The organism is Nonomuraea sediminis (assembly GCF_018531495.1).
In the GTDB taxonomy this organism is placed as follows: Bacteria; Actinomycetota; Actinomycetes; order Streptosporangiales; family Streptosporangiaceae; genus Nonomuraea; species Nonomuraea sediminis.
Genome location: NZ_JAHDTI010000002.1, coordinates 582,128 through 608,881, shown reverse-complemented (window position 1 = coordinate 608,881; position 26,754 = coordinate 582,128). Strand labels below are relative to the sequence as shown.

The 26,754-nt window shown below is 65.4% G+C and carries 14 protein-coding genes; 4 read left to right on the top strand and 10 right to left on the bottom strand.

The genetic code is table 11. From position 1 onward, the window contains the following. Positions 1–6: 6 nt before the first annotated feature. The 7 genes from KIK09_RS10890 to KIK09_RS10860 all read right to left on the bottom strand — a co-directional run bounded on the left by KIK09_RS10890 (position 7) and on the right by KIK09_RS10860 (position 19,311). Positions 7–1,794, bottom strand: coding sequence for an N-6 DNA methylase (locus KIK09_RS10890; RefSeq protein ID WP_214318608.1), 1,788 nt, complete (start codon positions 1,792–1,794; stop codon positions 7–9). After that, the gene (gene drmC / locus KIK09_RS10885) at positions 1,791–2,537 is read right to left on the bottom strand and encodes a DISARM system phospholipase D-like protein DrmC (protein ID WP_214319663.1); all 747 of its coding nucleotides are present in this window, start codon (positions 2,535–2,537) and stop codon (positions 1,791–1,793) included. The genes KIK09_RS10890 and drmC overlap by 4 nt, the downstream gene beginning before the upstream one ends. Beyond that, positions 2,534–4,429, bottom strand: coding sequence for an MrfA Zn-binding domain-containing protein (drmB, locus tag KIK09_RS10880; protein WP_214318607.1), 1,896 nt, complete (start codon positions 4,427–4,429; stop codon positions 2,534–2,536). The genes drmC and drmB overlap by 4 nt, the downstream gene beginning before the upstream one ends. After that, positions 4,426–8,205 carry a DISARM system helicase DrmA gene (gene drmA, locus KIK09_RS10875; RefSeq protein ID WP_214318606.1) on the bottom strand — a complete coding sequence of 1,260 codons (3,780 nt, stop codon included), beginning with the start codon at positions 8,203–8,205 and terminating at the stop codon, positions 4,426–4,428. The genes drmB and drmA overlap by 4 nt, the downstream gene beginning before the upstream one ends. Then, positions 8,202–12,227 (bottom strand): Eco57I restriction-modification methylase domain-containing protein, encoded by a 4,026-nt coding sequence (locus KIK09_RS10870; RefSeq protein ID WP_214318605.1) that lies wholly within the window; start codon positions 12,225–12,227, stop codon positions 8,202–8,204. Before KIK09_RS10870 ends, drmA begins: the two co-directional genes overlap by 4 nt. Then, on the bottom strand, positions 12,224–15,361 hold the full coding sequence (gene drmD, locus KIK09_RS10865; protein WP_214318604.1) for a DISARM system SNF2-like helicase DrmD: 3,138 nt from the start codon (positions 15,359–15,361) through the stop codon (positions 12,224–12,226). The genes KIK09_RS10870 and drmD overlap by 4 nt, the downstream gene beginning before the upstream one ends. A 149-nt stretch (positions 15,362–15,510) precedes the next feature. Then, a complete protein-coding gene (locus KIK09_RS10860) occupies positions 15,511–19,311 on the bottom strand; it encodes an Eco57I restriction-modification methylase domain-containing protein (RefSeq protein ID WP_214318603.1) in 3,801 nt (1,266 codons plus the stop codon). A gap of 78 nt (positions 19,312–19,389) precedes the next feature. Here KIK09_RS10860 and KIK09_RS10855 point away from each other — a divergent pair, with 78 nt between their 5' ends. Both KIK09_RS10855 and KIK09_RS10850 read left to right on the top strand, forming a co-directional pair. After that, on the top strand, positions 19,390–19,926 hold the full coding sequence (locus KIK09_RS10855) for a DUF4365 domain-containing protein (protein WP_214318602.1): 537 nt from the start codon (positions 19,390–19,392) through the stop codon (positions 19,924–19,926). Next, complete coding sequence (locus KIK09_RS10850; protein WP_214318601.1) at positions 19,923–21,026, top strand: OB-fold nucleic acid binding domain-containing protein; 1,104 nt, start codon at positions 19,923–19,925, stop codon at positions 21,024–21,026. Before KIK09_RS10855 ends, KIK09_RS10850 begins: the two co-directional genes overlap by 4 nt. Before the next feature lie 589 nt (positions 21,027–21,615). Here KIK09_RS10850 and KIK09_RS10845 read toward each other — a convergent pair. Then, positions 21,616–22,350: an SAM-dependent methyltransferase gene (locus KIK09_RS10845; protein ID WP_214318600.1), complete on the bottom strand. Its 735-nt coding sequence runs from the start codon at positions 22,348–22,350 to the stop codon at positions 21,616–21,618. After that, complete coding sequence (locus tag KIK09_RS10840; protein ID WP_214318599.1) at positions 22,347–22,766, bottom strand: ATP-binding protein; 420 nt, start codon at positions 22,764–22,766, stop codon at positions 22,347–22,349. Before KIK09_RS10840 ends, KIK09_RS10845 begins: the two co-directional genes overlap by 4 nt. Positions 22,767–22,916: 150 nt before the next feature. On the opposite strand from KIK09_RS10840, the gene KIK09_RS10835 reads away from it, so the two are divergent. Both KIK09_RS10835 and KIK09_RS10830 read left to right on the top strand, forming a co-directional pair. After that, positions 22,917–24,068 carry a helix-turn-helix transcriptional regulator gene (locus KIK09_RS10835; protein ID WP_214318598.1) on the top strand — a complete coding sequence of 384 codons (1,152 nt, stop codon included), beginning with the start codon at positions 22,917–22,919 and terminating at the stop codon, positions 24,066–24,068. 12 nt (positions 24,069–24,080) lie between these two features. Then, complete coding sequence (locus KIK09_RS10830) at positions 24,081–24,803, top strand: 5-formyltetrahydrofolate cyclo-ligase (protein ID WP_214318597.1); 723 nt, start codon at positions 24,081–24,083, stop codon at positions 24,801–24,803. 1,375 nt (positions 24,804–26,178) lie between these two features. Here the strand turns inward: KIK09_RS10830 and KIK09_RS10825 are convergent. Continuing rightward, complete coding sequence (locus tag KIK09_RS10825; protein ID WP_214318596.1) at positions 26,179–26,427, bottom strand: C40 family peptidase; 249 nt, start codon at positions 26,425–26,427, stop codon at positions 26,179–26,181. Positions 26,428–26,754: the final 327 nt, after the last annotated feature.

The window sequence follows — 26,754 nt, the reverse complement described above, 5'->3', positions numbered from 1 at the left end:
ATCACATCACCCCGGTCTGAGCTGACCGTTGACGAGGCCTGCCCAAACCAGACTGCTGAGCCGCTCACCGGTTTCCTGCACGTCGCGGAGCAGGAGCTCGTACTCCTCCATCTTGCGGAAAGCCCGGGCGTATCGCCGTTGCTCTTCCACCGGTAGCAGGGGAATCGCTGCGCGACGGGCATCCACCCGTGAGCCGGCGGTCCGTTCGGAGGTCACGCGCAGGAAGCCAGCGATGAAGTGAGGATCGAAGAGGTCCCGGTTGGGACGGATGACGATCAGGTGGGGTCCAAGTGCCACCTTCTCCGTCATCACGCGGGCAGCGGGCTGCTCAATGACCAACGGGAGAACGATGTCCCCGATGTCGGCGGTGGCCAGGGGCTCGCCACGGCCCGAGGGTGGCCGCCCCAGCACTACGTCCTTCGCGGTAAGGATGACTGCCTCGCGCTCGGCCGGGGCCACCCGCATGGGTGTGTGTTCGATCACCAGTGAGCCGGCTCGGCTCAGCTCCCCGAGCGTGGACATCGCGAGGGGTCGTTCCTCAGCGATCATGCGGGGCACGCGTCGGAGCAAGGCCCGCACCCGGGCGCGCAGCGCCTCGATCGTGGGGGCGATCTCCTCCAACGGAGCGATCACCTGCACCAGGTGCCGGGCAGGCGTTACGTCGACCTCGTCGTCGAGTAGATCGATGACCGACACCCTGCGGCGGTCATCGGAATCGAGGGCTTCGCCGCTCTGGAAGCCACGCCATGCGGGACCGATGCCGGACAAGTCCTGACTGGCGTCCATCACGAGTACGTGGGAAGGGGTGCTGCCGTTTGGCCGCCGCAGTATCCACAGGTGCGGAGCCAGATTGGAGTGAGGGGCGGCACCGGATGGAAGGGCCATCACAGCACGCAGCGCACCTGTACGCAGCAGCTGCGCACGGATACGCCGGCCGGATCGGCGGCTTGCGGCCACTGCAGGCATCATCACGACGACCGTACCGCCGGGCCGTACTCTGGCCAGGCAGTGCTGCACCCAGGCCATCTCTGGCTCGCCTCGGGGCGGTAGCCCGAACACCCATCGGGGGTCGTTGGCCAGCTCCTCGAATCCCCAGCTCCGCTCGTTGAAGGGCGGTACACAGAGCGCGGCGTCGGCCTGGAGCGCAGGGTGAGCGTCACGGGTGAGCGCATCACCGGCGACGATCTCGGCGTCCGCGCCGCGGACGCGCAACCTGGCAGCGGCAATGCGCGAGGTCGATTCCTCCCGCTCCTGACCCACCAGCCTCTCCGCCCGATTGGCAGCCGCCAGGAGCAGCGAACCGAAGCCGCAGCAGGGGTCGTAGATGGTCGGCTGGTCGTCGATGAGGTCAACCATCAGGTTGGCCACGTGCGGGGCCAGGACCTGGATGCGACGCGAATGTGCCTCGAGTAGGCGCGCGAAGAAGAACTCCACCGTCTCGACTCGGCCGCGCCGCTCGGCGAGCGTTGCAGCCGCCTCGACGAGGTCATCCGATGGGGCTGTGGACCCCGATATGTCGGTTAGCAGTGCGGCCACGACATCCGGAAGGACCAAGTCATCCGCCGCGTTGCGGACGCGCTGCCACACGGCCTCGTCCTCTGGCAGCGCCTTGAGCTTGCCTTTCGCGCGCAGCCAAGCCTCGACTTCCGCCAGGGAGAACAGTGGGCTGGCCGCTGTGCCACCGATGGGCTCAGGGAAGTCGGGGAAGCGCCGTCGCCAGTTGCTGACCGCGGCCCTGCCGACACCGACGAGCCTGGCGATGTCGCTCGCGGCGACCATGACGTGATCGGTCATCGCAACCGCTCCAGGACGCCTCGGTCTCGCAGGGCGGTGATGTGTTCGGCCGCACGCTGTGGCGCTGCGCCGCCGCGCACCAGCAGTCCGGCTTCGATATTGCTCGTCACCCCGGACTGGGTCAGGTTGGCACTGGAAACTAGCAGGGCCGCACGGTCGGCCACGGCCAGCTTGGCGTGCATTTTGGCGCCCTGTTCAGCCCTGCGCGAGGTCGGCCAGTGCCATAGCTCCAGTCCGGGCACGTTGGTGAAGGCCGCGTACGGCTCGGCGCCGGCGAGCGCGGAGCCCGCTCCTTGGAGCGTCTCGACGACAGCCATCATGCTGACCCCGCGCCTGGTCGCCGTGCTTAGCGCGTTGATCAGGGGCTTGTACGGCTTTGCCGAATAGGTCATGAGGATGAGTTCGTGCGCGGCGCCGGCCACCAGCTCGACCAGCGCCTGCGCGGTGGCTCGGACCGGCACGGAGGGTGAGTCGGGCCCGCTCCACACCGGGTCGACCGACGACCGGGCCCGGTGCGCCTCGTATCCCGCAGCCACTCCGCGTGCGAAGGCGGCGGCTTCGGCCCTTTCAGTATCGCCGAGCGCGTCGAGCACCCTGCGAGCTGCGTGACGGTAGGCGAGGGTGGCGACCGCGTGCTCAACCGCGGAGTCGCCGTTCGTCAGAAGGCTCGCGAGTGTGCGGAGATGGCCAGGCCCGATCTCTTCGGCCGCGGCCACGACCGCGGCGTGCAGTTCCGGGGTCACGGGATCTCCTGGAACAGTGCCAGACTGGGGTCGCCTATCGGCACCACCAGCCTGCGGTCGAGGAAGCGGTTCCCGCGCTCGCACGTGGTCTCCGACACGAACAGACAGACGTGGCATGCGGCGCCGTGCAGGAAGTCCTCCGGACGGCGTGGCAGCCGTTCGGCGCACAGCGGGTCGGAAGAGCAGCGCTGTGCGTCCGACAGCGCGCGCTGGGTGAGGCGGACGAGTTGTTCGGGTTCGGCCAAGGACACGAGCCCGCCCAGGGTGCCCTCGGCGTCGGGTACGGCGGTGTAGATAAGGATGCCGCTACGTGGATCCTGCTCGTCGCCGGCATAGATTCGCTCGGACAGGCTGGCGGAGTTGTAGCCACATTCCAGGGCGATGGTGCGGATCAGCAGGTGGGACAGGGTGTGCAGGGCGTAATAGCGCATCCCCGGCCAGCCGCGGTACTCGTCGAAGTCGCCCTGGATCCTGTCGGAGTAGCGGTTCTTGCGAAACCTGCCGTAGGCCTCCCTATGGGCGATGGCCGCCCGGCTGTCTCCAACTCGCTCTTCCCAGGCCGCGAGCGTGTCCTCCGGGGCGCGGAGGAAGATGCCTTCTCCGCGCACGTCGCTCGCCGGTACCCAGGTGGGAGCGGAACGGGCCAGCGGCGCTCTGATCACCAGATCCGGATCTTCTGGGTCCGGAGCGTCGAGGCGGGTGAACCCGACCAGCGCTCGTACTTCGCGTAGTCGCTCAGCCTGGACGACGTCGGCGTAGACAGACTTGAGCTGCGCCGGTACGCCGTCGGGATGGCGAAAGGCGGCGAAGTCGTCGGTAGGCGGCGGGAGCGTAGGGGAAGAGAACGCCTGCCATTCCGGGGTCCGCAGGTCGGGGTAATCGGGCCGGTTGTTGGCGGGTTGACTGTCCAGCGCGGCTCGGTGGCGTTCGATGGCGGCCCACAGCTCCTCGTCGGACCACCTTTCGAACTCGTACGACATCGGGGGAAGTGTGCGCATGAACGGGATCATGTTGAGACCAGGAACGGCCTTGAGGTTCTCCCAATACTGCTCGACCGTGTTGGCTAGCTGGTCATCCCCCGACGGTATGGCAAGGGCCGCGAGGGTTAGCCCGAACCACTGGTTGGATGCACCGACTACCAAGACGTGGGGCTGCTGATCGCAGCCGCCCACGGCGAACGTGCCCAGGTGCGGGTGGCGGCCTCGGCAGCGGGGAAGGTGCTCCTGCCCTCTCCTGCCCATGGCTTCGCTGATGTTACGGGTGGAGTTGCACCTCCTGCATGTGATCTTTACGTTGGCGCCGAGGTTGCCGCCACGGTCCTCCATCTCCAGATTCGGTTTGGGCGCCGCGGGACAGGAGTCACCCCGATGGACGAACTCGAGATAGGGGAAGTCGTCCATGTGGCCTGCCGTACAGGCCAGCACGAAGCGTGCGCCTACCACCAGGCGTCTCTTGTTGCCGCGGCCGCACTGGTGGAAGAACCGAGCTTCGTGGGGCTTGCGCGGCCTGTCGTTCTCGAAGTCGAATGCGCGTGACTCGATCGGGGCGAGCAGGTTGCATGCCGTGCAACGCATCCAACTGGGGAACGGCCTGACCGGCACGCCGATTCTGGCGGCTTCGCTGTCGGGGTTGTTGTCTGTGCCAGGGACCCAGGGGGCGGGCTTTAGCTCGTGCACGGAGTGGCCCAGCATGTGCTGCACCGCCGCAAGGAGCCTGGGCTCGGCGATGACCTGTGGGTACTCTCCGACCTTGTCATAGCGCCAGTCGTCGATGCCGTTGACGAGTGCCGAGAAGTTCGGCAGGTCGATAAGGGAGCCGACACCGGAGGTGAACATCAGATGGCTGGGCCGGGCAGCGCCCACCCTGCGCCGGTAGCGTGCGGGCTCGGTCATGACGCATCTCCGAGCTCGTCGCCTTCCGGTACGTCAGGGTCGGGCGATTCCTCGCCGGCCGGGGGCAGGAAGGCCCAGTCGGGAGCGGTGTAGTCGGTCTGGAAGAACTCGCCGCCGCCGGGCACCAAGAGGTTGATCTCGTTCTCCGTCTCCCGCATCGAATTGCCGACCGTCATCGCTCCCCAACGGCCGTTGCCCGCTCTGTCCAGCAGCGCGACCACTGTCTCGTGTCGGGTGCCACGCTTCTCGTAACCGAGCCTCGCGGGGTCGCGCTTGCGCAGCTCCCACTGGTCGATCAGGGTCTGGAGGCGCTCCCGCAGGTACTCGCGGCCGCGCTCACCCGCGATTGACTCGGCCCTGTCTAGGAAGCGGTCCACAATATGCGTGACGGGCGGCCCGGTCAGGTCGACGTCCTCGGCATCTCTGTTGGCTGAGTAACTTTCCTCAGCGTTACGCACGGCCGCCACGAACGTTCCCGCCGTGCCCCGGTCCAGCGAGCGGCGAGTGTACGGCGTGACGGACAGCGCCTCGACCTGCCGATAGAAGGTGGCGTGGTAGTGCTCGAAGTCCTCGTAGTGCGCCAGGTCGCGAGGTCTCGACCAGTTGTAGAGGGTGATCACCAGTCCCGGTTTGCCCGCGGAGCGGCCAACGCGGGAGGAAGCCTGGATGTACTCCGCCGTGTTCTTTGGCTGACCGGTTACCACCATCAGGCCGAACCGGGTTACATCGACGCCGACCTGCAGCATCGAGGTGGCCAGCACGACGTCCACCGGCTGGCGCGAGGGGTCGATCCGCCTGGCGCCATACCGATCGGCCAGCGGGTGCGCGGATCGGCGCCGCACCGCGTTGCGCTCCTTCAGAACGTCGGCCAGTTCGGCCCGACACTCAGTTCGTCGGCGGGTGGTGTCGAGTTCAGCGCCGAAGCCGACCTCCAGATGTTTGAGTACCTCGCTGATGTCGCCGGAGGAGACACGTGAAGTCAGCTCCACGATCTTCAACAGGTCGGTACGGCTGGCTAACCGGTCGGAGAGTCCCCTGCGCCGACCGTTCCTGCGCACCCTGGTGGTGACGTCATCGTCCAGATACCGGCGCATGCCCGCCAGCTCCCGGGTGGCGTTAAAGTAGCCGACGAGCGTCATGTAGGGGTCAGCCGCCTCGCCGTAGGAGTCGAAGAGGGTCTGTCCCGCGAGCAGCAGAATCTCCGCAAGCCGGATCTCCGCCGACTTCAGCCGCATACCGTGCGCGCAGACGCCCAGATAGCGGCGTCCGGGCGTCTTCTCGGTGACGGACACCTGCCGGGAGAAGAAGGTGTCGCCCACATCCAGGACCTGTGGGGGAAACACCGCGAGCCCACGGCCGAATACGCCGAGCACCTGCTGGGCGGCCCGTCGTGTAGTAGCAGTGGACGCAACGATCTTCGGACCCGTCGGACAACCAGGATTCCATGTACAGAGCTCGTCGACCGCGGCCTCGAACAGCCCGACTGTGGTGCCGAGCGCGCCGGAGATGAGGTGCAATTCGTCCTGGATGATCAGGTCTGGAGGACGAAGGTGCCGGACCGGCTGGCTGTCAGTTTTGGGCAGCGCGGCGGTGGCGTGATGCCTGCCCTTGCAGCTGATCTTCTCGCCTAGATCGGTGTGCTGGTATCCGTGGCGCGGGCACCGGCGGCTGACCCGGCCGAACAAGTGACCGGCGAAGCCGCGCCAGGGGAGCTGGGCGAGCTTGTCCACAGTCGCGACGACGAGGCTGGGCACGAGGCGGTAGATCTCCTCGTCCACGGTGAGGATGGGCAGCCCCTCACGGTGAGCGGCGATCTCCTTACGGTCCTCGTAACGGCTGGTGAGCATCTCGTGCTCGCCCAGGCGCGAGAAGGGACACGAATCCGATTCGCCCTCACGACCACGCCCGCAGTAGAGCAGCACACGGCGGCGATCCTCGTCGATGTCGAGGTTGCGATTGCTGGTGAGCTTCTCCCCACACCACGGGCACGAGAGGGTCTGCAGGACGTTGGTCTTGCGCCCGCCGGACTCCTTGGCGTCCTCGATCTGCTTGACCGCTTCGGTGAACCAGTTGGGTGAGACAGAGCCGCCCACCCAGAGTCCGATACGGAACGGCTCCTCGCCCCAGATCGCCGGGTCGCGGCGCCGCAGCACCTCGGCCGCGCACACCAGAGCCGCCGCCCGCTGGAACTGCTGGGCGGTCAGCAGTCGCAGGGTGTAACGCATCAGCACGGCAACGCCGGCCCTGCCATCGCGGGCGTCCAGGCCTTCGCCGACCAGTCCCTGCAGACGACGGATGGCGAAGGTGTACGCGGTCAGGCCGAGGTATGCCTCGGTCTTGCCACCACCGGTCGGAAAGAACAGCAGGTCCACGGTCGCGCTCGGGTCAGCTCTGCGCTCGGGATGCGCCGGGTCGGTGAGCGATGGCAGGTTAAGCAGCACGAAGGCCAGCTGGAACGGACGCCAAGAGGCGGCCATTTCACCTTCGGCATCGACCTTGGCCATCGCCTCCTCGAAACTCAGCTCCTGTTCATCGCGCTTCCCCGCGACGTTAGTACGGCGGCGCTGCAACGCCATCGCCTCGTTGGCAAAGCGGAACGCGCGCAGCGCGTCGGTATGGTGCTCACGGCTCGGGTCGGTCAGTAGCGCGATGCCGTCGCGGATACGCACGGCCGCGCGGCGGGCCCTGGCCACCGCCACGGTCGCCGCCTTCTGGAGGGGCCCAGGCATAGACGGGATACGCACCTCCTGCTTGTCCAGCCAGTCGGCGTATCCGGCTGCCAGAGGCTGAAGGCCGGTCGTGAGCTGCTCGGTCGTGGCCTCGGCCAGCCGGTCCATTGACAACTCGACCCGCGCGAGAGGCCCGTCGTTCGGCGCGACTGTGGCAGGGACGTCATAGCTTGGCACCCACTCGGTCCGCAGGGCGTATGCGTAGCGCTGCCTTGACGGGACTTCGGCGTGCACAGCGACGTTCCGGCCTGCGGCGTACCGCAGCTGGTCTCGGTAGAGCAGCCGCAAATGCTGGTCTTCGAGGTCGTCGCCGACGACGTCTCGATCCTCGACCGGGTCGTCGATCGGCAGGAAAACACATGCCGTGCCGTCCAGCGCGGTAACCTCCAGCCGCGTCTGGAACAGCCACGCCGTGTCCGGAGTGGATTCCGGCTCGTCCAGAGCGTTGATCAGTGTGAGATCGACGACGCGCCTGCCATTCTTCCGCTCGCGTACGGCTACTGCCAGGAGGACACCGGGGTCGAGCTCCAGCGGCGAGTGCGGCTCGGAAAGCCGGATCTCCCTCGGCCGAGTCACCTGCTCCCGCGACCAGATGGATACGATCCTCTCCCGGCCCTTAGCATCCTCCTCCTGGGTCTGCGTCTTGTGATAGCGCCCCCAAGAGGCGGTCACGGCCAACACGTCGGTCTCGGTGGCGACCGCGAACGACATCCCCATGGACGAGGCCCAGATCCGACCCAAGCTCTGCGGGCTCATCACATCGGGCAGTTCGCTCTCCGCGCCATCCCCGCCCACACCGATCTCGGTCTCCGGCACCTCCTCGGCGTCCTCCACGGTGGAGCGGGCCGACGGCTTGGGACCCAGCATGCCAAGCACATACCGGTCACGCGGTCCGCGGGCCCGTGGCGCGAACACCTCTAAGTCGCCGTCCCACGGCCCCACCAGATCCCGCCTGATCAGCTCCTCGAACTCGTCACGCACCTTGAACGAGGAGGCTTCCTCGAAGTGCTGCGGAAGGTCGAGCGGGTGGATGATCTGTTCCGTCACAGCAGGGTCCCTTGCTCGTCGGGCATGGCGCGTGCCTTCTGACGCCCGGTCCTTTTGGCGTGCAGCCCCTTGCCGACCTCCTCCGCATAGCGGGCGTGGTTGAGCTCCAGCAGCCTGTCGACGAGTTCTTGTTGTGCGGCGGGGCCGACGGTGTAGCGGGTTTCGCGGGCTACTTGGTGGTGGCCGTGGTCGAGTTTGTCGATGAGGTCGTGCCAGCCGTAGGCGTGGCAGGTGGCGATGTCGATGTCGCGGTGGATCTGGCGGAGTTGTGCGATGTCTGGGTCGGTGTTGGTGGGGTTGTTGACGAGGTTGTAGGTGGCGGTCAGGCCGGCTTGGCGGGAGAGCATGAGTTCTCGGCGGTGGGTGTCGAGGTGGTGGCCGAGGGTGCGCATCTCGGGGGTGAGGTGGGGGAGGGGGAGGGTTTCGAACACGTCGGAGGGGGTGTAGCGGAGGTCGGCCTTCATCGACGATGCTCGAGCTCGGGCCCACCAGTAGTGGGGTGCGCTCGACAAGAGCGTCAGCATCGCGGTGTCATCGGTGGCGAATACGACGACGGCCTCGCTGATCACCTGGCCGGTGGGCACCATCACCGGCATCACAGTCTTGGTGTGCCTCGTGATCGCGATGACCCGCTCCAACCCCGCAATGGCTGACAGCATCGCTGGTGCTGGGCGTTTGTAGCGCCACCAGTAGCGACGTAGTTGCGGGTTGTTGTTCTTCGCTAGCACAGGCTTTACGGTGCGTTCGACATGAGCAAATGGTTCGGAGTAGGTCGCCGCTTTCTCTTCCGTCCAATCGAAGAAGTTGATGATCCACCGGCGCCCGGAGCAGTCGGGCCGTGCATTCAGGTCTTCGCCGTTAATGAAGGGAAAGAGCACGTCAGCGTTGCGTGGGTCGGCCGAGATCAGGGCTTTCGCTTGAGCTGGAGCCATGGTAAATCCATCGATGGCAGTGACTTCCGTGCCTTTAAAGGCGATGCCTTGACTTGCTGACAGTCGATGCGGATTGCCCGACACGCGTGACTCCGGATCCAAGGATGGCGCGATCTTCAGCACCACCGCACCATCGGCAATCCTCTCGGCTCGATCTCCCAATGCGACCTGGCTCGTCCACACCGCGCAGTACTCCAGCACCGCGCTCTTCGACGGCCACGGCCTGGACTTCACCGCTTGCCGGATCGTCGTCCCCTCCGCGACGAGCTGATCCAGACCCACCTCCCGCGTGTCTCCCTGCGCCAGGGTGTTGGTGGCGATCAGCCCGGTCTGGCCCGTCGACTGCAGCAGGCCATGCGCCCGAAGGGCGAAGTAGGCAACCAGGTCCGCGCTCCCACGAGCACCACGTCCCACTGCGCCTACCAGGGTCTCTCGGTAGGCGACGCCCATAGCCCCGGTGAGCTTTTGCCCACCTAGGAACGGTGGGTTGCCGATGACGGCGTCGAAGCCGTCCCTACCCGACTCGAAGACCTCGGGAAAGATCAACGGCCAGTGAATCGGCTTGCGATCGAAGCTGCCCGACACCAGGTCGGTGTTCAGCCACTCCCGCCGTTGCTCCTCAGCTCGCTCCTGGACATCCCCCGCCTGCTGCACCGAACTCGCCAGAGCCGACGCTTGCAGCGACGCGGCGTCGAACCCGCGAGCCTTCCCCTGGTCGAGCCCATCGGGAACCGGGTGGTCAGGGCGGAGGCGGCCCTGTTCGGCAGCGTGCGTCAGTGACGCCCCCACAAGGAGGTCAGCAATGAAGCGGGCCTCGGCGGTCTGTGTCTCCACCTTCGCCAAAATCTTGTGCTTCTCGTCCAGTGCGGCCTGGGGGTTGTCGCCCAGCGGGATCTCCGTCAACCCGCGCCGCTCTTCGGCGGCCCGGCCGAGCAGCCCGCGGATGTCCTCGGTGAAGTCGACCGCCGTGTCCTTATACAGCTTCCGACCGCGCCGCGGATCCAAGTGCATGTACTCCAGTTGCTCCACCGATGTGACCCCGAGCAGCGAGTCGCCCACCACGACCCGGTCGTCGACGAACGTGAACGGCTTGTCCGGATCCATGGACACCAGCCACAGCGACAGCTTGGCCATCTCCACGGCCATGGGGTTAATGTCCGCGCCATAAAGACAGTGCTCAATGACCTGCCGCCGCGCCTCGACCACCACCGCATCCACATCGGCGTCAGCCGTACGGCCTTCGAAGGTCTCCTTGTAGGAGACGGCGGCGGTGTGTCCCTCGCGCGCCCATGCCTCCACCAGTGCGTCACCCAGATACCGCGCGGCGGCTACCAGGAACGCGGCCGAACCCATGGCAATGTCGGCCACCTTCAGCGAGAGGATCTCGGCCGAAGACTTGGGCGTCCACTGGGTTCTGTCGGCCGTCTGCAGCGGCCCTACGTGGTACAGCAGCGGCTCCAGCGCGCCATGCACGACCTCTTCAGCCAGGAAGCGCGGCGTGTAGTGGGTGCCGGTGTTCTTGCGCAGTGGTGACTCGGTGACGTACAGCGCCCCGGGCAGGATCACCAACGGCATGCCGCGCAGGTCCTCACGGACGATCCCGTAGTACGGCAGAAGCCGCTTGGCCAGGTCGGCATCGCCGCCAGTCGCGCCAAGGAGCTTGCGGGTAGCCTTCAGCTTGCCGGTCTCGTCCAGCGGGGCGAGCCGTCGTGTAAGGCTGCTCGCTGTACCGATGCCCGATTCCTTGAATCGTTCGGCCAGCGCGGCGGGGTCAGGGCCGATGCGCTCCAACTCGGAGAGCTCGACCTCTTCCTCCTTGCCCACCTTGCCAGTCAGGCCGATGACGACGTCCACGGCCCGGTAGCCATCGAACGACAGCAGACCCTCGTAGACGTAGCCGATCTGCTCCACGTCGAGGGTGCGGAAGCTGAGCCTGCGTCGCTCGCGGTTCTTGCCCGTGCCGACATGCACGTACTGCACCGCGCGGAGCATGTGCAGGACTGTGCGGTCATCGATGGTCAACGGCAGGGACGCGTGCTCGTCGGGGTCGAAGAGCGAGCCGTCGTGCGGGTGCATGGTCAGGCGGGGGTGGCGCACGCCCTGGTAGACGGCATTGAACAGACCGAGGAGCCGGTGCCACGCGTCGGTGCTGTATTCCAGCTCGTTCTCGCTGCCCTCTAGGGCCCGTTGCTCCAGTTCGGCGCAGAGTCGACCGGCCGAGTAGGCCCTGGCGTACAGCTCGTTGTCGGAGGGGAGCAGCCCACGCTCCTCTGCGAAGAGCAGGAAGACCACCCGCATCATGACCGCGACGGCACCGCGGTAGATCTCATGGGCCCCGGCTTCCGAGCCGGCCCGGCCCATGGCAGCCACGAGCAGTTCTACGGCCTCTCGTACCTGGACACCGAGCGCGTCGGTGATGTCTTCTTGGCTGTCCTCGCTGGCATGCAGTAGTGCCGGCAGTCGTTCACCCTCGGGGACGACGAAGAAGCGGTCGGCGTTCAACAGCGAGATGAACGCGCGCAGAACGTCACGGTCGGAGCGGTCGGTCCAGCCGATGGCGTCGAACGTGGCCATTGTGGTGACGCCGCCGCGGGGTGCCCACACCAGCGTCCACCAGCGGCCGTCGGTGACCAGGCCCAGCTCGACGCCATGGTGCCGGCAGGCATGCGCGAGTCGGTCCGCGGAGCTGGCCGCCCATGCCGAGCCCGGCACCCGAGCTGAGGGACGTCCGGTGGTTGTCAGCCCCAAAAGGCGAATCGCGTCAGGCTTTGGTTCCGATCCGGGTACGGCGAGCGCGAACGTCGGCGTGATGACTGTGTCATGCTCGGGCACATCGATTGCCAGGTGATCCAGATCATCGAAGTGTGCCGTCTCGCCCCAACGGAGCAGATCACGCAGGACGTAACGGACCCAGGCGTCACGGGTGCCGTCGTCGCTCTGCCAGAGTGCGTGCTCCACGCGGAGCCTGTCCCTGTCGGCTTTGCTAACCGAGTCCAGTGCGGGCCAGGTGCGCCGCAGCACCGGCAGGCTGAGGAAAGGACCCGACACCTCCACCAGGCCGAGCCAATCGCCATGGTTGAACTCGCTCATCGGACAGCCTCCCGCCGGGGCACGACGAACACGACCGCGACGGGGAACCGGTGTGGCTTGGGATCGCGATAACGTTCGGCGATCGCCGCGAGCTCCCGGTCCTGTTCCTCGCCGAGTTGTCGCAACCTGCCCTCCCACGATCTGCGATCCTTGCGGTACTGCTCAAGTTCTTCTGTGCTCCGGGCGGCTTCGGCACGACTGAACAGCGCGTCCTCCTCGGTGTCGCCCTCGGCCAGCTTGACACGCAGCGTGGCTTCGAACTGCCGGAGATTGGCCACGACGCGGGTCTGCTCGGCCTCCATCCGCTGGGCCAGCTTGCGGTCGAGCTGTTCGCGCTTCTGCTCTGTGCGCCAATCGATCGAGGCCAGTAGCGGGCCGCTGACCCTGGGCCACAGGTCCGCCAGGCGCCGCCGTACAGGGGCGCTGGCCGGAGTGCCCGAGGTTAGGGAGCGTTCCAGGATGCCGCCCAGCGTGGTCAGGTTCTCCAGCCTGCGGAAGCGGCCGCTCTCCGGCACCCAGCCCCCGGCGTAGAGAACCTCCTCGTGCAAGCGGAGGCCGTCGCTACCTGCAAGGACGAAGCTGGAATAGGCCCCGGCCAGGACGGTCTCCAACGCCGGATCATCGCTGACCACCGCGGTAACCCGGTGCAACCCTACGCCGGCGTCAGACACAGCCGCACGAAGCAACCTGGTGGACATGGCCACCAGTGGGTGCCCGAGATGGGTCAGAACTACGTCGTCGCGGACCCGCCCCTCCGGATCTAGCGTTGCGGCGGGGTCGAAGGTGATGGGGCGCTGCTGCGGAGCACGATCCTTCACGGTGAGCTTCTCGATGAGTCCGGCCGAGGCGCGCTCCCACGAGCCGGTAAGTGGCTGCACGTCATACAGGCCGTCAGTGAGGTGCTTGTCGTCCAGGTGGTTGGTGAGCGGCTGCTGGCCCGCCAGGTCCAGGGCGGTGTCGACGACCCGCTTCACGGCGTCGGGCGTGATGCCCAGCTCCTTGACCGTGTCGTCGAGGTTGGCACGCAGCTTGCGGACCTGCTCACCGACGTCGGCGTCGGCCGGGATGTGATCGGGTACGGCTTCGCCCGCCCGCTCCACGTCATAGTCGGGGATATCGCCCAGCATTCGCTTCTGTACAGCGGTGGCGAGGACCGCGTTGACCGCGCCGAGGTCCTCCTCCATCTGTCCCACCTTCTTAGCGACCCGGGAAAGGAACTCCAGGTCCGCCTCATAGGAGTCGACCTGGCGGTCCCAGCCGGTGCCGATGAAGTGGTAGATCTGTGGGATGCGCTGCTGGCCGTACCGGTCGATGCGGCCGATCCGCTGTTCCAGCTTGTTCGGGTTGAACGGGATGTCGTAGTTGACCAGGCGGTGGCAGTGGTTCTGCAGGTCGATGCCTTCGCTGGCCGCATCAGTCGCCAGCAGGATCCGTACCGCGTGTTCGCTCGGGTCTTTCTGGAAGGCCTGCCGTAGCTGCTCACGCTCAGCGGTATCGATGCCCCCGTGCAGGATGGCCAGGTGCTCGCCGCCCAAGCCCTCCTGGCGGAGCAGGTCCTCGAGCCAGCGCTGGGTGTCGCGGTACTCGGTGAAGACGACGACCCGCTCGTTGGTCCAGTGCTTGTCGGGCCGACACGTGGCCTTGAGGTAGTTGATCAGCTCACGGGCCTTGGTGTCAGGAGCGGCGTCGTAGGTCTGGGCCCATGCGCGCATGTGGCGCAGCAGGTTGATCTCCTCCTCGCCCGCGGTGCCCTGCAGCGGTCCAGCCAGGACAAGCGCGTCGTCCTCGGCATCGGCCAGCGGCTGGTCGTCGAGCGTGGCGGTGTCCTCCCAGAAGTCCTCCATCCACTCTGGAACGTTCTCGTCCTCGACCGTGCTGGACTGCGTCCCCTTGACACCGGCAAGATAGACGTCGATCGTTCGCTCGAACGCCTTCGGGCTGGAGAAGAGCCGTTTCTTCAGCAGCAGCGTAACGAGGTCTGCGGCCCTTCTGCCCTTGCCCGTCCTGTTGAGCCTGCCACGGCGGACGCGAGCGAACTGTTTGAGGAGGTCGTGGATCTCCCGCTCATCCTGGGGATAGTAGACGGGGATGGCATGCGCCTCGCGGTCCAGGAAGCGCTTGATGCCATCGGCGGACACGATCTGCCGCTTAAGGCGGCGTACGACGGTGTCCTTGACCGCCGCCTTGTTGGGGTCGACTCCTCGAGCGAACCGCTGGTTGTCCAGGATCTCCAACAGCGCGGTGAAGCTGGCTTGGTAACCGTTGTGCGGAGTTGCCGACAGGAACAGCCGATGCGTGAAGTGAGGCGCCAGGTGCCTGATCAGCTTGGTCTGCTGGGAGTCAACGGCATAAATCTGCTTCGGCGCGGCTGGCGCAACGTGATGGGCCTCATCCAGGATCAGCAAGTCGAAGCGGCGCTCCATCCCCTCCGGATCCAGGACCTCGTCCAGGAGCCGCTGCGCCTTCTGCCCGCGCAGCCAGGGGAGGCTGACGATGGTCAGCGGGTAGACGTGGAAGGGATTGGCGGCGCTGCCATACGTTCGCCGCACCTGCGCGCAGCGCTCGCTGTCGACGATGGTGAAGTCGAGGCCGAACTTCTCGGCCATCTCGTCCTTCCACTTGATCGTGAGCCCTGCCGGGCACACGATCATGATCCGTCGCGCTCTGTGGCGAAGAAGGAGCTCCTGGGCGACGAGCCCTGCCTCGATGGTCTTGCCGAGGCCGACGTCGTCGGCGAGCAGCAGATTGACCCGAGGCGCATCCAGCGCGCGACCCACCGGCTCGAGTTGGTAGTCCTCGATGGCCACGCCCGAACGGAAGGGCGCCTGCAGGGTCTTGACGTCCGCGCTGGTGACGGCTGACCAGCGGATCGCGTCAAGGAACGCGGCGAGGCGTTCGGGCGAGTCGAATCCGTCCGCAGAAACCTCGGGGAGCGAGCCGCTGGGCAGGATCTGGCGGCCCGGCTCGATGTCCCATACGACTTCCAGCGAGTGATCGTAACGCCCATCGGCGACGCTCTGCAGGGACACGACCGTGGCATCATCGCCCTCATCGACATCGCTCACGACCCAGCTTTGTCCGCGGACGGAAACGAGCGCGCCGATCTCGGGGATCTCCGACGTAGTCGCCGTCACCACTCACTCCTTTGTGGTCATGAACAGCTTCGATAGCGCACAGTTACACATAAGAACGCACCGTGCATGGACTTGTGCACCCGAAAGTACCGCAGATTGGGTGATGCTGCCCAGACCCAAAAACATCATTGTGCGCTGAGTTCACAGGGCTATGCGACGGCAGATTTGGCGCGCCGTCCGAGGTTCAGGCCCAGCAGCCTGTCGACGAGTTCTCGTTGTACGGCGGGGCCGACGGTGAAGCGGGTTTCGCGGGCTACTTGGTGGTGGCCGTGGTCGAGTTTGTCGATGAGGTCGTGCCAGCCGTAGGCGTGGCAGGTGGCGATGTCGATGTCGCGGTGGATCTGGCGGAGTTGTGCGATGTCTGGGTCGGTGTTGGTGGGGTTGTTGACGAGGTTGTAGGTGGCGGTCAGGCCGGCTTGGCGGGAGAGCATGAGTTCTCGGCGGTGGGTGTCGAGGTGGTGGCCGAGGGTGCGCATCTCGGGGGTGAGGTGGGGGAGGGGGAGGGTTTCGAACACGTCGGAGGGGGTGTAGCGGAGGTCGGCCTTCATCGACGATGCTCGAGCTCGGACCCACCAGTAGTGGGGTGCGCTCGACAAGAGCGTCAGCATCGCGGTGTCATCGGTGGCGAATACGACGACGGCCTCGCTGATCACCTGGCCGGTGGGCACCATCACCGGCATCACGACCTTGCTCACCCTCGTGAGCGCAATGACCCGCTCCAGCCCCGCAATGGCCTCCACCAGCTTCGGAGCGCGCTCCGCGTACTGCCACCATCGCTCCCGGCGAACGGCACGGTTGTTCCTGTCACGCTCGGGCTTTACGAGGCGGACCACTTGCTCGAAGGGTTCAGCGTAGGTCTTGGCTCGGTCGAGGTCCCAGTCGTGAAAGTTGATCACCCACCGGCTGCCAGAGCTGTCCGGCCGTGAGTTGAGGTCCTGGCCGTTGAGGTAGAGGGCCAGCACGTCCTTGTTGCGTGGATCCCGCTCGATCATCGCCTTCGCTGCTTCCGGCTCCATCGTGAATCCGAGACCCAGGACATACGAACCGATGAAGGCGATACCGCCACTGCTGGGCAGCCGGCGCGGAGTACCCGACACTCCCGATTCGGGATCCAGGGACGCCGTGATGCCACGGACCACCCGGCCGTCGGCAATTCTCAGACTCTTCCTTCCGGGGGCGACTCGGGTCGTCCACACCGCGCAGTACTCCAGCACGGCGCTCTTCGTGGGCCATGGCTTTGATTTCTCCGCGAGCCGAATCGTCACCCCCTCCGCTACGAGGCGATCCAGTCCCACCTGGCGCGTGTCTCCCTGCGCCAACGTGTTGGTGGCGATCAAGCCGGTCTGACCCGCCGAGTTGAGCAGCTCATGCGCCCGTAGGACGAAATAGGCAGCCAGATCCGCGCTTCCGCGATCACCCCGGCCAACCCGGTGAAGCAGGTACTCCCGATACCCGACGCCGTACTCGCCAGTGAGCTTCTGGCCGCCCAGGAAAGGTGGATTACCGATGATGGCGTCGAAGCCCGCATCTTCCCGGGCGAAAACCTCCGGGAAGGTGAGCATCCAATGCAGCGGTAGCCGTTCCAGCACGTCCTTCGGGAGGTCGGCTGCCAGCCACTGCCTGGCTTGTTCGTTCTGACGCTCGGGGTTGCCGGAGACGGTGAGCGCGGACGCCTTCTGGATGGCGACCGTAAGACCCCTGGCCTTCCCCCTGCCCTCCCCGGTGGCGTGTGCCAGCAGGGCGCCGACCAGAAGGTCGGCGGCCGACCGCACGTGTTCCATGTCCTCCCCCACGGACCTCAGAACGGCCCGTTTCCGCGCGAGCGCCTTCAGCGGATCACCGGTCACCTCGATCTCGACAATCCCCCGTCGCCGGCCTGCCGCCTCACTCAGCAATGCGGGCACGTCCTCGCTCAGTTGCAGGCATTCGAGCTGCTCGACGGAGGTGAGGCCCAGCAATGAATCTCCCACTACCAGTCGGTCGTCGAGGAACGTGAACGACCGGTCGGATTGGACAGAGACGAGCCACAGTGACAACTTGGCCAGCTCGACGGCCATGGGATTGATGTCGGCGCCGTAGAGGCAGCGCTCGATGATCTCCCTGCGAGCTGCAGCCTGCAAGGGATCATCCTCGGCATCGGTACAGGCCGCGTCGTCAATCCGCCCTTCCCGCTTCCACGCAGCGATCAACGCCTCCCCGAGGTAGCGTGCCGCGCTGACGAGAAAGGCTCCCGACCCCATCGCGATATCGGCAATCCTCAAGGAGAGAATCTCGTCTGACGACTTGGGGATCCACTCCTTCAACTCAGCCGTCTGCAACGGTCCGACCCGATAGATGAGCGGCTCGAGCGCCCCCTTGACGATTCTCTCCGCGAGATCTCGTGGGGTGTAGTGGGAGCCGGTGGCGCGCCGTACCTGTGACTCCGTGACGTACGGCGTGCCGGGCAGGATCACCAGCGGCAGGCCACGCAGATCTCGGCGGATGATTCCGTAATACGGCAACAGCCGCTTGGCCACCTCGGCGTCGCCCTCCGTGGCGGCCAGCAGCTTGCGAGTGGCCTCCAAGTTGCCCGCGTCGTCGAGAGGCGTCAGCCGCCGAGCCAGGGCGCCGGCCGTACCTATGCCGGAATCCTTAAAGCGCTCCGCAAGCGCTGCTGGATCAGGCCCGATCCGTTCGATGATGGTGAGTTCGACTTCCTTCTCCCTGCCGGGCTTGCCGATCAGGCCGATGGCGACCTCGGTGGATCGCTGGGCGTCAAAGGACAGCAGCCCTTCGTAGACGTACCCGATTTGCTCCACGTCCAGGGAGCGGAAGCTGAGCTTGCGGCGCTCGCGATTCCTGCCTTTTCCGAACTCCGCATACTGAATGGCACGCAGCATGTGGAGCACGGTCCGGTCATCTACGGTCTTCGGCAGCCAGTGATGCTCCGCATTGAAGAGAGAACCGTCGTACGCGTGGATCTTCAGTCGAGGATGATCAGTTCCGTTGTAGACGACAGTGAACAGGGCAAGCAAACGGTGCCAGGCGGCCGTGCTGTGTGTCAGCTCCTCCTCGGATCCTGCCAACGCGCGTCGCTCCAGATCGGCGCACAACTGCCCCACCGAATAGGACGCGGCATAAAGATCATTGTCAGCCGGAAGCACACCCCGCTCTTCTGCATAAAGGACGAAAACGACCCTCATCATGACGGTAACCGCGCCTCGGTAGATGTCGTGCGCGGGCACGTGGTGGAGCGAATCTTCCTCCTGAGTCATGCGGCCGACGCTCGTGACTAGCAGTTCCACCGCTTGTCGTACCTGGACGCCTAGCGCCTCCGTGATGTCCTCCGAGCTCTGTCCGCTGGCATGGAACAGTGCGGGCAGCCGCTCGCTCTCGGGTACGGTGAAAAACCGGTCAGCGTTGAGCAGCGAGAAGAACGCGCGTACCACGTCTCGCTCGGCCCGCTCCGGCCAGTTGGCTGCGTCGAACGTACCTGTCGCCGTACGATCTGCGGGCACCCACACCAATGTCCACCGGCGGCCGTCGGTTACCAGGCCCAGTTCGACACCGAGCTTGCGACAGGTGCTGGCCAGCATGCCCGTCTGCGACGAAAGGTTCTCGGATGTGATGATCCCGAGAAGGCGGATGGCGTCGGGCTTGGGCTCCTCGCCCGGGATGGTGAGTGCAAATGTTGGTTTGATCATTGTGCCCTGCAGCGGCAGCTGCACTGCGAGGTGCTCCAAACCGCCCATGTGGAGGCCGTCGTCCCAGCGCAGGAGGTCACGCAGGACGTAGTTGATCCACTCAACAGTGGTGGACTGGCCGCCTCGCCAGCTTGCGTGCGCGGCGCGCAACCGGTCGCGATCGGGTTTGGTGATGGAGTCCAGCGCCGGCCACGCCTGCCGGAGTACGGGAACGCTGAGCCACGGCCCCGAGATCTCGACCATGCTCAGCCAACCGGCATGATCCATTCATTTACCGTAATTACTCTGAGCATCGATGCAATCACCGGCAGAGGCATATAAGTCTGCCTTGTCGCGCTCCTCCGGATGTGGGATCTTGAGGCGGCCATGTCTCTGGATCGCCAGACCCACCAGGGTGAGTATGGAGAAGCCTTCGTTCACGTGCTGGCGAAGGCCGCTGGGCTGCAGTGCGACAAGAGGAGCCCTGACCGTTCAGGTGTTGACTTCGCGGTCGGATATCCCGGCGAGCACGGGACGGTTCGCTACCCGCAAATCGAGATCCAGGTCAAGTCCTGGTCTCGCTGGCCGAGAGATGATGATCACGAATGGTGGGACTACGACGGGCTGAGCGAGACTCAGTTCAACGCGCTCGCTGGGCTGCTCCAGGTGCCTCGATATCTCGTTCTCGTACTCGTGCCGGACGATCCCTGGGAATTCACTGACGCGGACCACTTCGCTCTCCACCTGGCACACGCCGCCTACTGGGTGTCCTTCGTCGACGAACCCCTTATCGCGTCACCCAGCAAGACCAAGCGCCGCCAGGTGCGCGTTCCCAAGAACAACCTGCTCACCGTACGATCGCTGTTGACGCTGCTGAGCCCGGCTCTCGTGGAGGCGTCGTGAATGCTCGCGCAGTGGTGAGCCCCGCTCAGCTGTCCGATTATCTGGCTAGCCAGGGGTGGCAGCGGATCGATACCTGGCGTGGTGCGGTGATCTGGCATCTGGACGGTGCGGGCGAGGTCCTGGTACCTCATGAGCCTGCTTATCGCGACTACCAGGACCGGCTGCGCGAGGTCGTGCGCGTCCTGTCTCGGGTGGAACACCGTGCCGACTGGGACATCGTCCGGGACATCACCGAACCGCTGACAGACAGGCAGTTCTTCCGCACCCAACCGGACACCCCCCAGGGGACCACCCCATTGATGGCAGGCCTCAAGGCCTTGGAGGGAGTCCGGGATCTGCTGAAGGCCGCTGCCAGAGTCTCGGTCGATGGCACCTCCCCGATCCACGTTGGGCAAGCACCGGAAACCGCGCATGCCTTTCTACGACAAGTCCGGCTGGGCACGACCCAGGTAGGCAGCTACGTCTTCACCGTTCAGGTTCCGTTGAGCCAGCCGGCCCAGGATGCTCTCTTCGGAGACGGGGATCCACTGCCCTTCAACCGACGGGTTCTCCTGCGCATGAACGACGCGATACTGGCGGCACATGAGGCCGCTACAAAGGTCTCCGAGCATGGTCTGGGTATCTTCGACGACTACATTGACCGCGGCATCTCCGCCAACTTCTGCGAAGCCCTAGTCAATCTGGCTGGACCAGATTCTGGTTGGCCGGTTGAGGTGGGCTTCAGTTGGTCAAGGGGGCTCGCACCTCCCGACTGGGCGACGGCGGGGCCGACGAGGTTCGACCCCTGGGCGCTCGGTGCCATCAAGCAGGCTGGTCAGCAACTACGCCTGCTCGGGCAAGGAGGGCAGGCCGCGATCACTGGACTGGTCGTCAGTACCCGTCGCGATCGGGACGAGCCCGGTAGAGTGAAGATCCGCGGGGAGCTTCGCGTCGCCAGGCAGGCCACCTCGCGCTCGATCTGGGTGGTTCTCAATCCTCAGCAGTACGCTCAGGCGCTGGACGCGCACCAGGAGGAGCGCCAGGTGTCGGTGATCGGTCAGCTAGTTCCTACTCAGCGACGGCTTGAACTCCATCCGTCCGACTTCGAAGTACTGCGCTGATTTTGGCGGCAGTAGTGCACGTCAGAGGTCATTTTCCGAAGCCCCCAAGAGGCCGGGTAAAGCCGAGGGTATGTCGGCTCGATCACAGCTTCATGGGCTGATCCGGGGCCAGAGGGGTGAGTGGGAGCCGTCCTCCTTCCCGAGCCGTTCTTGCTGGCGGACAACCTACTTGGCACCTTGCTCACCCATCGGCCTAACGCGGGCAGACCTGGTGGTCAAGCAGTCGTCACGCGCGGAGTTCGCTCAGGTCGTGCTTCTGTAGCAGTCATCGATCTTCTGGCTCGACCCGGTGGTACTCGTTGGCTCAATGCGCCCGTCCCGCAAGGAGCGTCAACCAGAGGTCCTCCGCTTCCTGGCATCGCAGCCTTGCGGTCTCGGCGACAGAGTCGGTCTCGTTTCGGCGGATGAAGTACTGACCGCCTGCGGCGCAGAGCTCGTAGACAGGCAGGAGGCAGTCACATGTCCACCTGATGACTCGGACACGTTCACCTGCTCGCGGCCTGTCCCAATCGAGTTCCCTGGAACCGGGGTCCGGCGCCATGGTGTGCGGGCTGATGCACCCAGAGGTTTGGTCGTGCGACATCGCGGATCACGCGGCTACGGCCCAGAGAAGAGGCTTGTGAGCCACCCCGCCGTAGAACAGGGTGGGCGCCGTGGGATGTCTGCGGTCTGAGTCCGGACGCCAATCCCGGACATCGACGAAGCCGGGTTCTACCAAGCGGAGTCCATCGGAGCACGCATTCGGGCAAGAGACGGTTGGGTACGTGGCCGCCAGGTAACTGCCGGGAGCGATGACGTCGCCCAGGTGGCCGATGCCGACGTGCGTCGCCTCGCCTGTGAACAGGCGCATGAGCAGGATCGCTACGGGACGATCCAAGTCCACGAGCGCTTGGAGTTGCTGTCCGTGGAGGACTTCGCAAAGGTCCTGTGACCCGCCGAGGACGGCCGTAACACCGGGCGTCCTCGCGAGCAGAGCGCGCGCGAGCGTGACGGTCATGGGGTCGCGGTCCACGTAGACGGCTCGGGCATCAGGGGTGATTGCTTGAGCCACCGCGTGGACGTTGTCTTGCGTTGGCAGACCGCCGCTGACGGCGATGAACTGTCTGATGCCAGTCTTCCGAGCCACGTATCTCACTACTCGGCGATGAAAGTCACGGGCATCCCGCACGCTCTCCGCGAGGTGGGGAATGGTGACCTTCAACTCCTCCGCTGCCGCTCGATCGGCTCCGTAGTTGACATTGCCGCCCAGGAGATAGTCGTGGATTCGCGCCTCGTTAGGCCTCGTGATGTCGATGAGCGGGCATGCCCCGTTGTGCTCGCTCATGCCATCGCTCCGGCAGTGTCCAGCTCGAACCAGACCGCCTTGCCGACCTCGGTGATCTCGACGTCCCAGCGGTCGGCGAAGGTTCCGACGATCCATAGCCCACGCCCTACCTCTTCGTCGGCTGCGGGTTGCTGAGGGATGGGCCGGCCGTTCTGGTCAGGGTCGTGGACCTCGAGCCGGAGGGTGCCGGACACATGGCTCAGTACGAGCGTGATGGGTGCTCCGCCGGTCTTGGCGTGCTTGATCGCATTGGTGATCAGCTCCGAGACCAGCAGTTCGGCGGGCTCGGTGAGCTGCGTGAGCTTCCATCGAGCGAGCATCTGCCGTACCCAGATGCGGGCAGCGGGCACGGAGGCGCTGACTGAGGACAGGGTGTAGGAGCGGGACAGGATGTCGCTCGACAGGCGGCTGGTCATAGCCCTGAAGAAAACGCTGAAGCCGTCGCATCCTCCACAGCAGATCTGTGCAGGAATGGCGCATCGCTGCCGCATTAGCCCTGCGACCTGCGAGAAAAGGAGGAATACTTACGTAAGAACCTCCTGTCAATTTCACGGTAGGAGCGCAGCGTGCCGAAACGACGTCTAAAGCTGACACAACGCCGCAAAACGCTGGGATTTTCTCAAGAAAGTCTGGCGCATGCCGTCGGTGTCGAGCGTTCGACGGTTGTGCGCTGGGAGAGCGGTGAGACCGAGCCTCGGCCATGGCACCGTCCCACGATTGCCGCGGTGCTCCAGCTGACGCTCGCAGAACTGGACGACGTGCTGACTTCGTCAGCCATGGACGAGGAACGGCTCGCCTTCACGCTGCAGAATCCGGCGATGGTTGACCTGGTTACAGTTGCTCAGCTGGCGCAGGAGATCGAGCGCCTCACTGCGGAGTACGACACAGCCTCGTCCGCGTCGCTGCTGGCGACCGCCGGCCAGTGCCACAGCCAGGTCACGCTTCTGCGCAACTTCGCTCCGACTGCACGGATCCGTCGCGAGCTCTGCTTCTCGGTCGCAGAGTCGGCCACGTTGATGGGTCAGCTCGTCTGGGACGCCTCTCAACGACGTGACGACGTTGGGCCGGTGCGCTACTTCGACCAGGCGATAGCAGCTGCCAGAGAGATCGCGGATCCGGTGCTGGAGAGTCACGCGCAGCTCCGCAAGGGCTTCGTGGCGCTCTATGGGACCAAGGATCCACGGGCAGGCCTGAGATTGTGCCGTGAGACTGCGCTCGTCAGCGGGTCGGTGAGCAACGTCTTGACCGGCCTCGGATACCTCCATGTGGGTGAGGCCCACGCGATGCTCGGGCAGCGTCGGGAGTGCGAGAAGGCCTTGAGCGCCGCAGAGGTCAGCTTCGGCCGCATCCGCCCCGACGACGAAGCCATCACCATGTTCTCCTCCTCGCAGTTCGACCGCCTGGCAGGCTCCTGCTATCTGTCGCTTGGAGCCAACGGCAAGGCCGAAGAGATCCTGACGCGGACCGCTCGGAGTCTGGTCGAGTGGAAGAAATCGCAGGCCATCGTTTTGGGCAACCTCACCTTGGCATATATCCGTCAGGGCAAGCTCGAAGAGGCGTGCGGCACCCTCCACGAAGCGATCGACCTGATAGAGGAGACACGAGGAGGCGGCGGGATGAACGTCGCCTTCGCCGCGGGGCGTGAGCTGGCGCCGTGGCGGCACGAGCCCTGGGTGCAGGAGATCAGCGATCGACTGTTCGCGCTGATGACCACGTGATGGGGTAGGTGTATGGGCGTTGATGAGCAGAAGCATGCTGTTCGGCAGCGCGTGTGGTCTGCCCTTATCGATGCCGGGGTCTCGACGCCTGATGCCCGCGGGTACATCCCCAACTTCATCGGCTCTGAGCGCGCTGCTGAACTACTCGCCTCGACCGCTCCATGGCAGCAGGCGGCGACGGTCAAGGCCAATCCTGACACCGCGCAGCTGCCGGTTCGGGCCCGCGCGCTTGCCGCGGGAAAGCTGCTGTACATGGCTGTCCCGAAGATCGCGACGGTTCAGCCCTTCTATTTGATCGATCCGGCGCAGTCGGAGATTCCTCCTGCCCAGGCCGCGACCAGCCGTGTGGCTGCGGCGAGTAGTCCCCGTGTGGGCACGGAGGAGATGCGGCCGATCGACCTGGTGGTGTGTGGCACCGTCGCAGTCAACCGCCAGGGTGTGCGGCTGGGCAAAGGCGCCGGCTACTCGGACATCGAAGTGGCGCTGTTGACCGAGGACGGTTTGGTGAATGACGACACGATTTTCGTCACCACTGTCCATTCCCTCCAGGTTGTGGACGAGGAACTGCCTGAGGCGGAACATGATTTTCGCGTGGATCTGATTGTCACGGAGAGGGACATCATTGTCTGCCCTCCTTCCCGGCGGCCGAGCGGTCTGATCTGGCCGAGCATGCCAGCGGAGAAGATTGCCGCCATACCCGTGCTTGGGATGCGCGCGAAGAGGCACTTCAACTAGTCGGTCGAACGGGCGTCTTGATTGGCCGCCCACTAGCTCCCCATTGAAGTGGGGCGGCCCTCGACGGGTATCCGTCCGCACCTGGATGACGTGTCGCGCCAAGCCCTGGAGGGCGCGTCGGAGATGCACGCATCCCCTCAGCCCACGCGCGACAGCGCTGTACGGCAGGCCGAGGAGACCCTGAGCCTGGTCCTCAGGCAAGCCCCGGATGAGGGAGTGAGCATCGCAGACCTCATCCACGCCACCGGTATGCGGCGCTCCTGGGTTTACCAGCGCCTCCAGCAGGCCGGGCGAGGGGGTTGGCAGGCTCTGCCTGAGGTGCACGATCCGTAATCGTTCGCGTTCGTCGTCCGCATCCGTTCGCGCGTCTGCGGGTGCATTCCGCGAGAGACGCGTGGACGGACGGGAGCTTGGCCGTTGACCTCGACGGTGCCGCGGAGCGCGCCCAGGTCGTTCAGCTTGACTCCCTCGTCTCCACGCTGAGCTGCTTGAGCCTGGCCAGGCGATCGGCTGGCCCGGGGGTGGCTGGCCTTTAGGGCTGCCGGGCGGCTGAATTCCTGAGCGGATACCAGCACCAGCCGGTCGACGTCGAGGTCGTCGTACTTGGCGAGCGCCACGAGTACGGTGGAGAGTTGTCCTAGTGGAACGTATTTGCCCAGGTAAAACGCGCTAAGAGGGCGAGCGCCACTCTTTGGTGATTTTAGGAGTATCTTATCCATGTGTGGCATATGAGCATGCACGAACACGTCACTCGCCCTGCGGAGTGGCACTTAGTGCTGACCACAACGGTCAGCCTCTGACAGGGGAGAACCCGACGTAGACCGGGGCCCTAGGCGAGAGGCATCCCTCTCGACCAGCCGCTGGCTGGCGAGCATTACTCGGACACATCTGGCCCGAGACCTCACAGCGGCACACGAGCAAGGGCTCCCCATGATCGTCCTTCATGCCACCTGGCAGAGAGTCGCCTTGGGCGCACTCCTGGTGTTTCTCTTGTCACCGGTCCTTCTGGCGATGGCCATCCCCTTGCCCCTCCTCATCTGGCGGGAGGATGGACGGAAGTTCGTCCTTGAGCTATTCGACAGGGTGACAGGCCTGGCGAAGGCTCTGCTTCCCCCGGCGGAGGCGGCTGCCGGGGAAGACGCTGCCGAGGGCCTACGGATTGAACTTCCCACTTCTCCCGCGTTGAGCCGGGAGAAAGACCGGGCGAGCGCATGAGTCCGCACCCGGTGGCCATAGAAGAACGTGGGAAGGGCCGACTCACATAGAAGTCGACCCCTTCCTGGAACCAGCTCAACCAATTTCGGTCAAAAAAGGGTGAGAGCGGTCGCATTAAGCGTACGCCCATCGGCCCTGGTGAGCAGGTCATATGCGGCCTTCAACCCGGTCGGACAGCTCCGGCGTACTCGGCCTCTCGCTTCGCCGTCCAGGTGCCGACTTGCACTGTGCTGCCGGTATGGGGTGCATGTACGTAACGCTTGCCGTCGATGTTGAGCACGACGTGATGGATGGTTGCCGGGCTTTTGGGATCGATCGCGAAGAAGATCAGGTCGCCGGGCTTGAGCTGTGACCATGGCACATGGACGCCCGCATTCCACTGGGTCGCCGTGGTGCCGCCGATCTTCACGCCTGCCTTGCCCTAGGCGTACTTGGCGAGCCCGGAGCAGTCGAAGCCCTTGGTCTGAGCTCCTCGGCCGATGCCGGGGCCTGGTCCGCCCAGACCTCCGCCTCCCCAGGAGTACAGCACGCCGCTCATCTGGAGCACCCGATGGCGGAGCGAGGGATACCGAGCCCAATCCCGCCCTCCAGGCTGGTACGGACTGCGCGGCGATCATCGACGGAGAGCTTGACCACCGGATTGCTGGTCGGTAGTGCGTGATCCGGCGGTGGCGGGATGAGCATGCCGAGATGTCGGCCTCGCTGGTGAGGGACGACGCGCTGATCTTCGGACCGT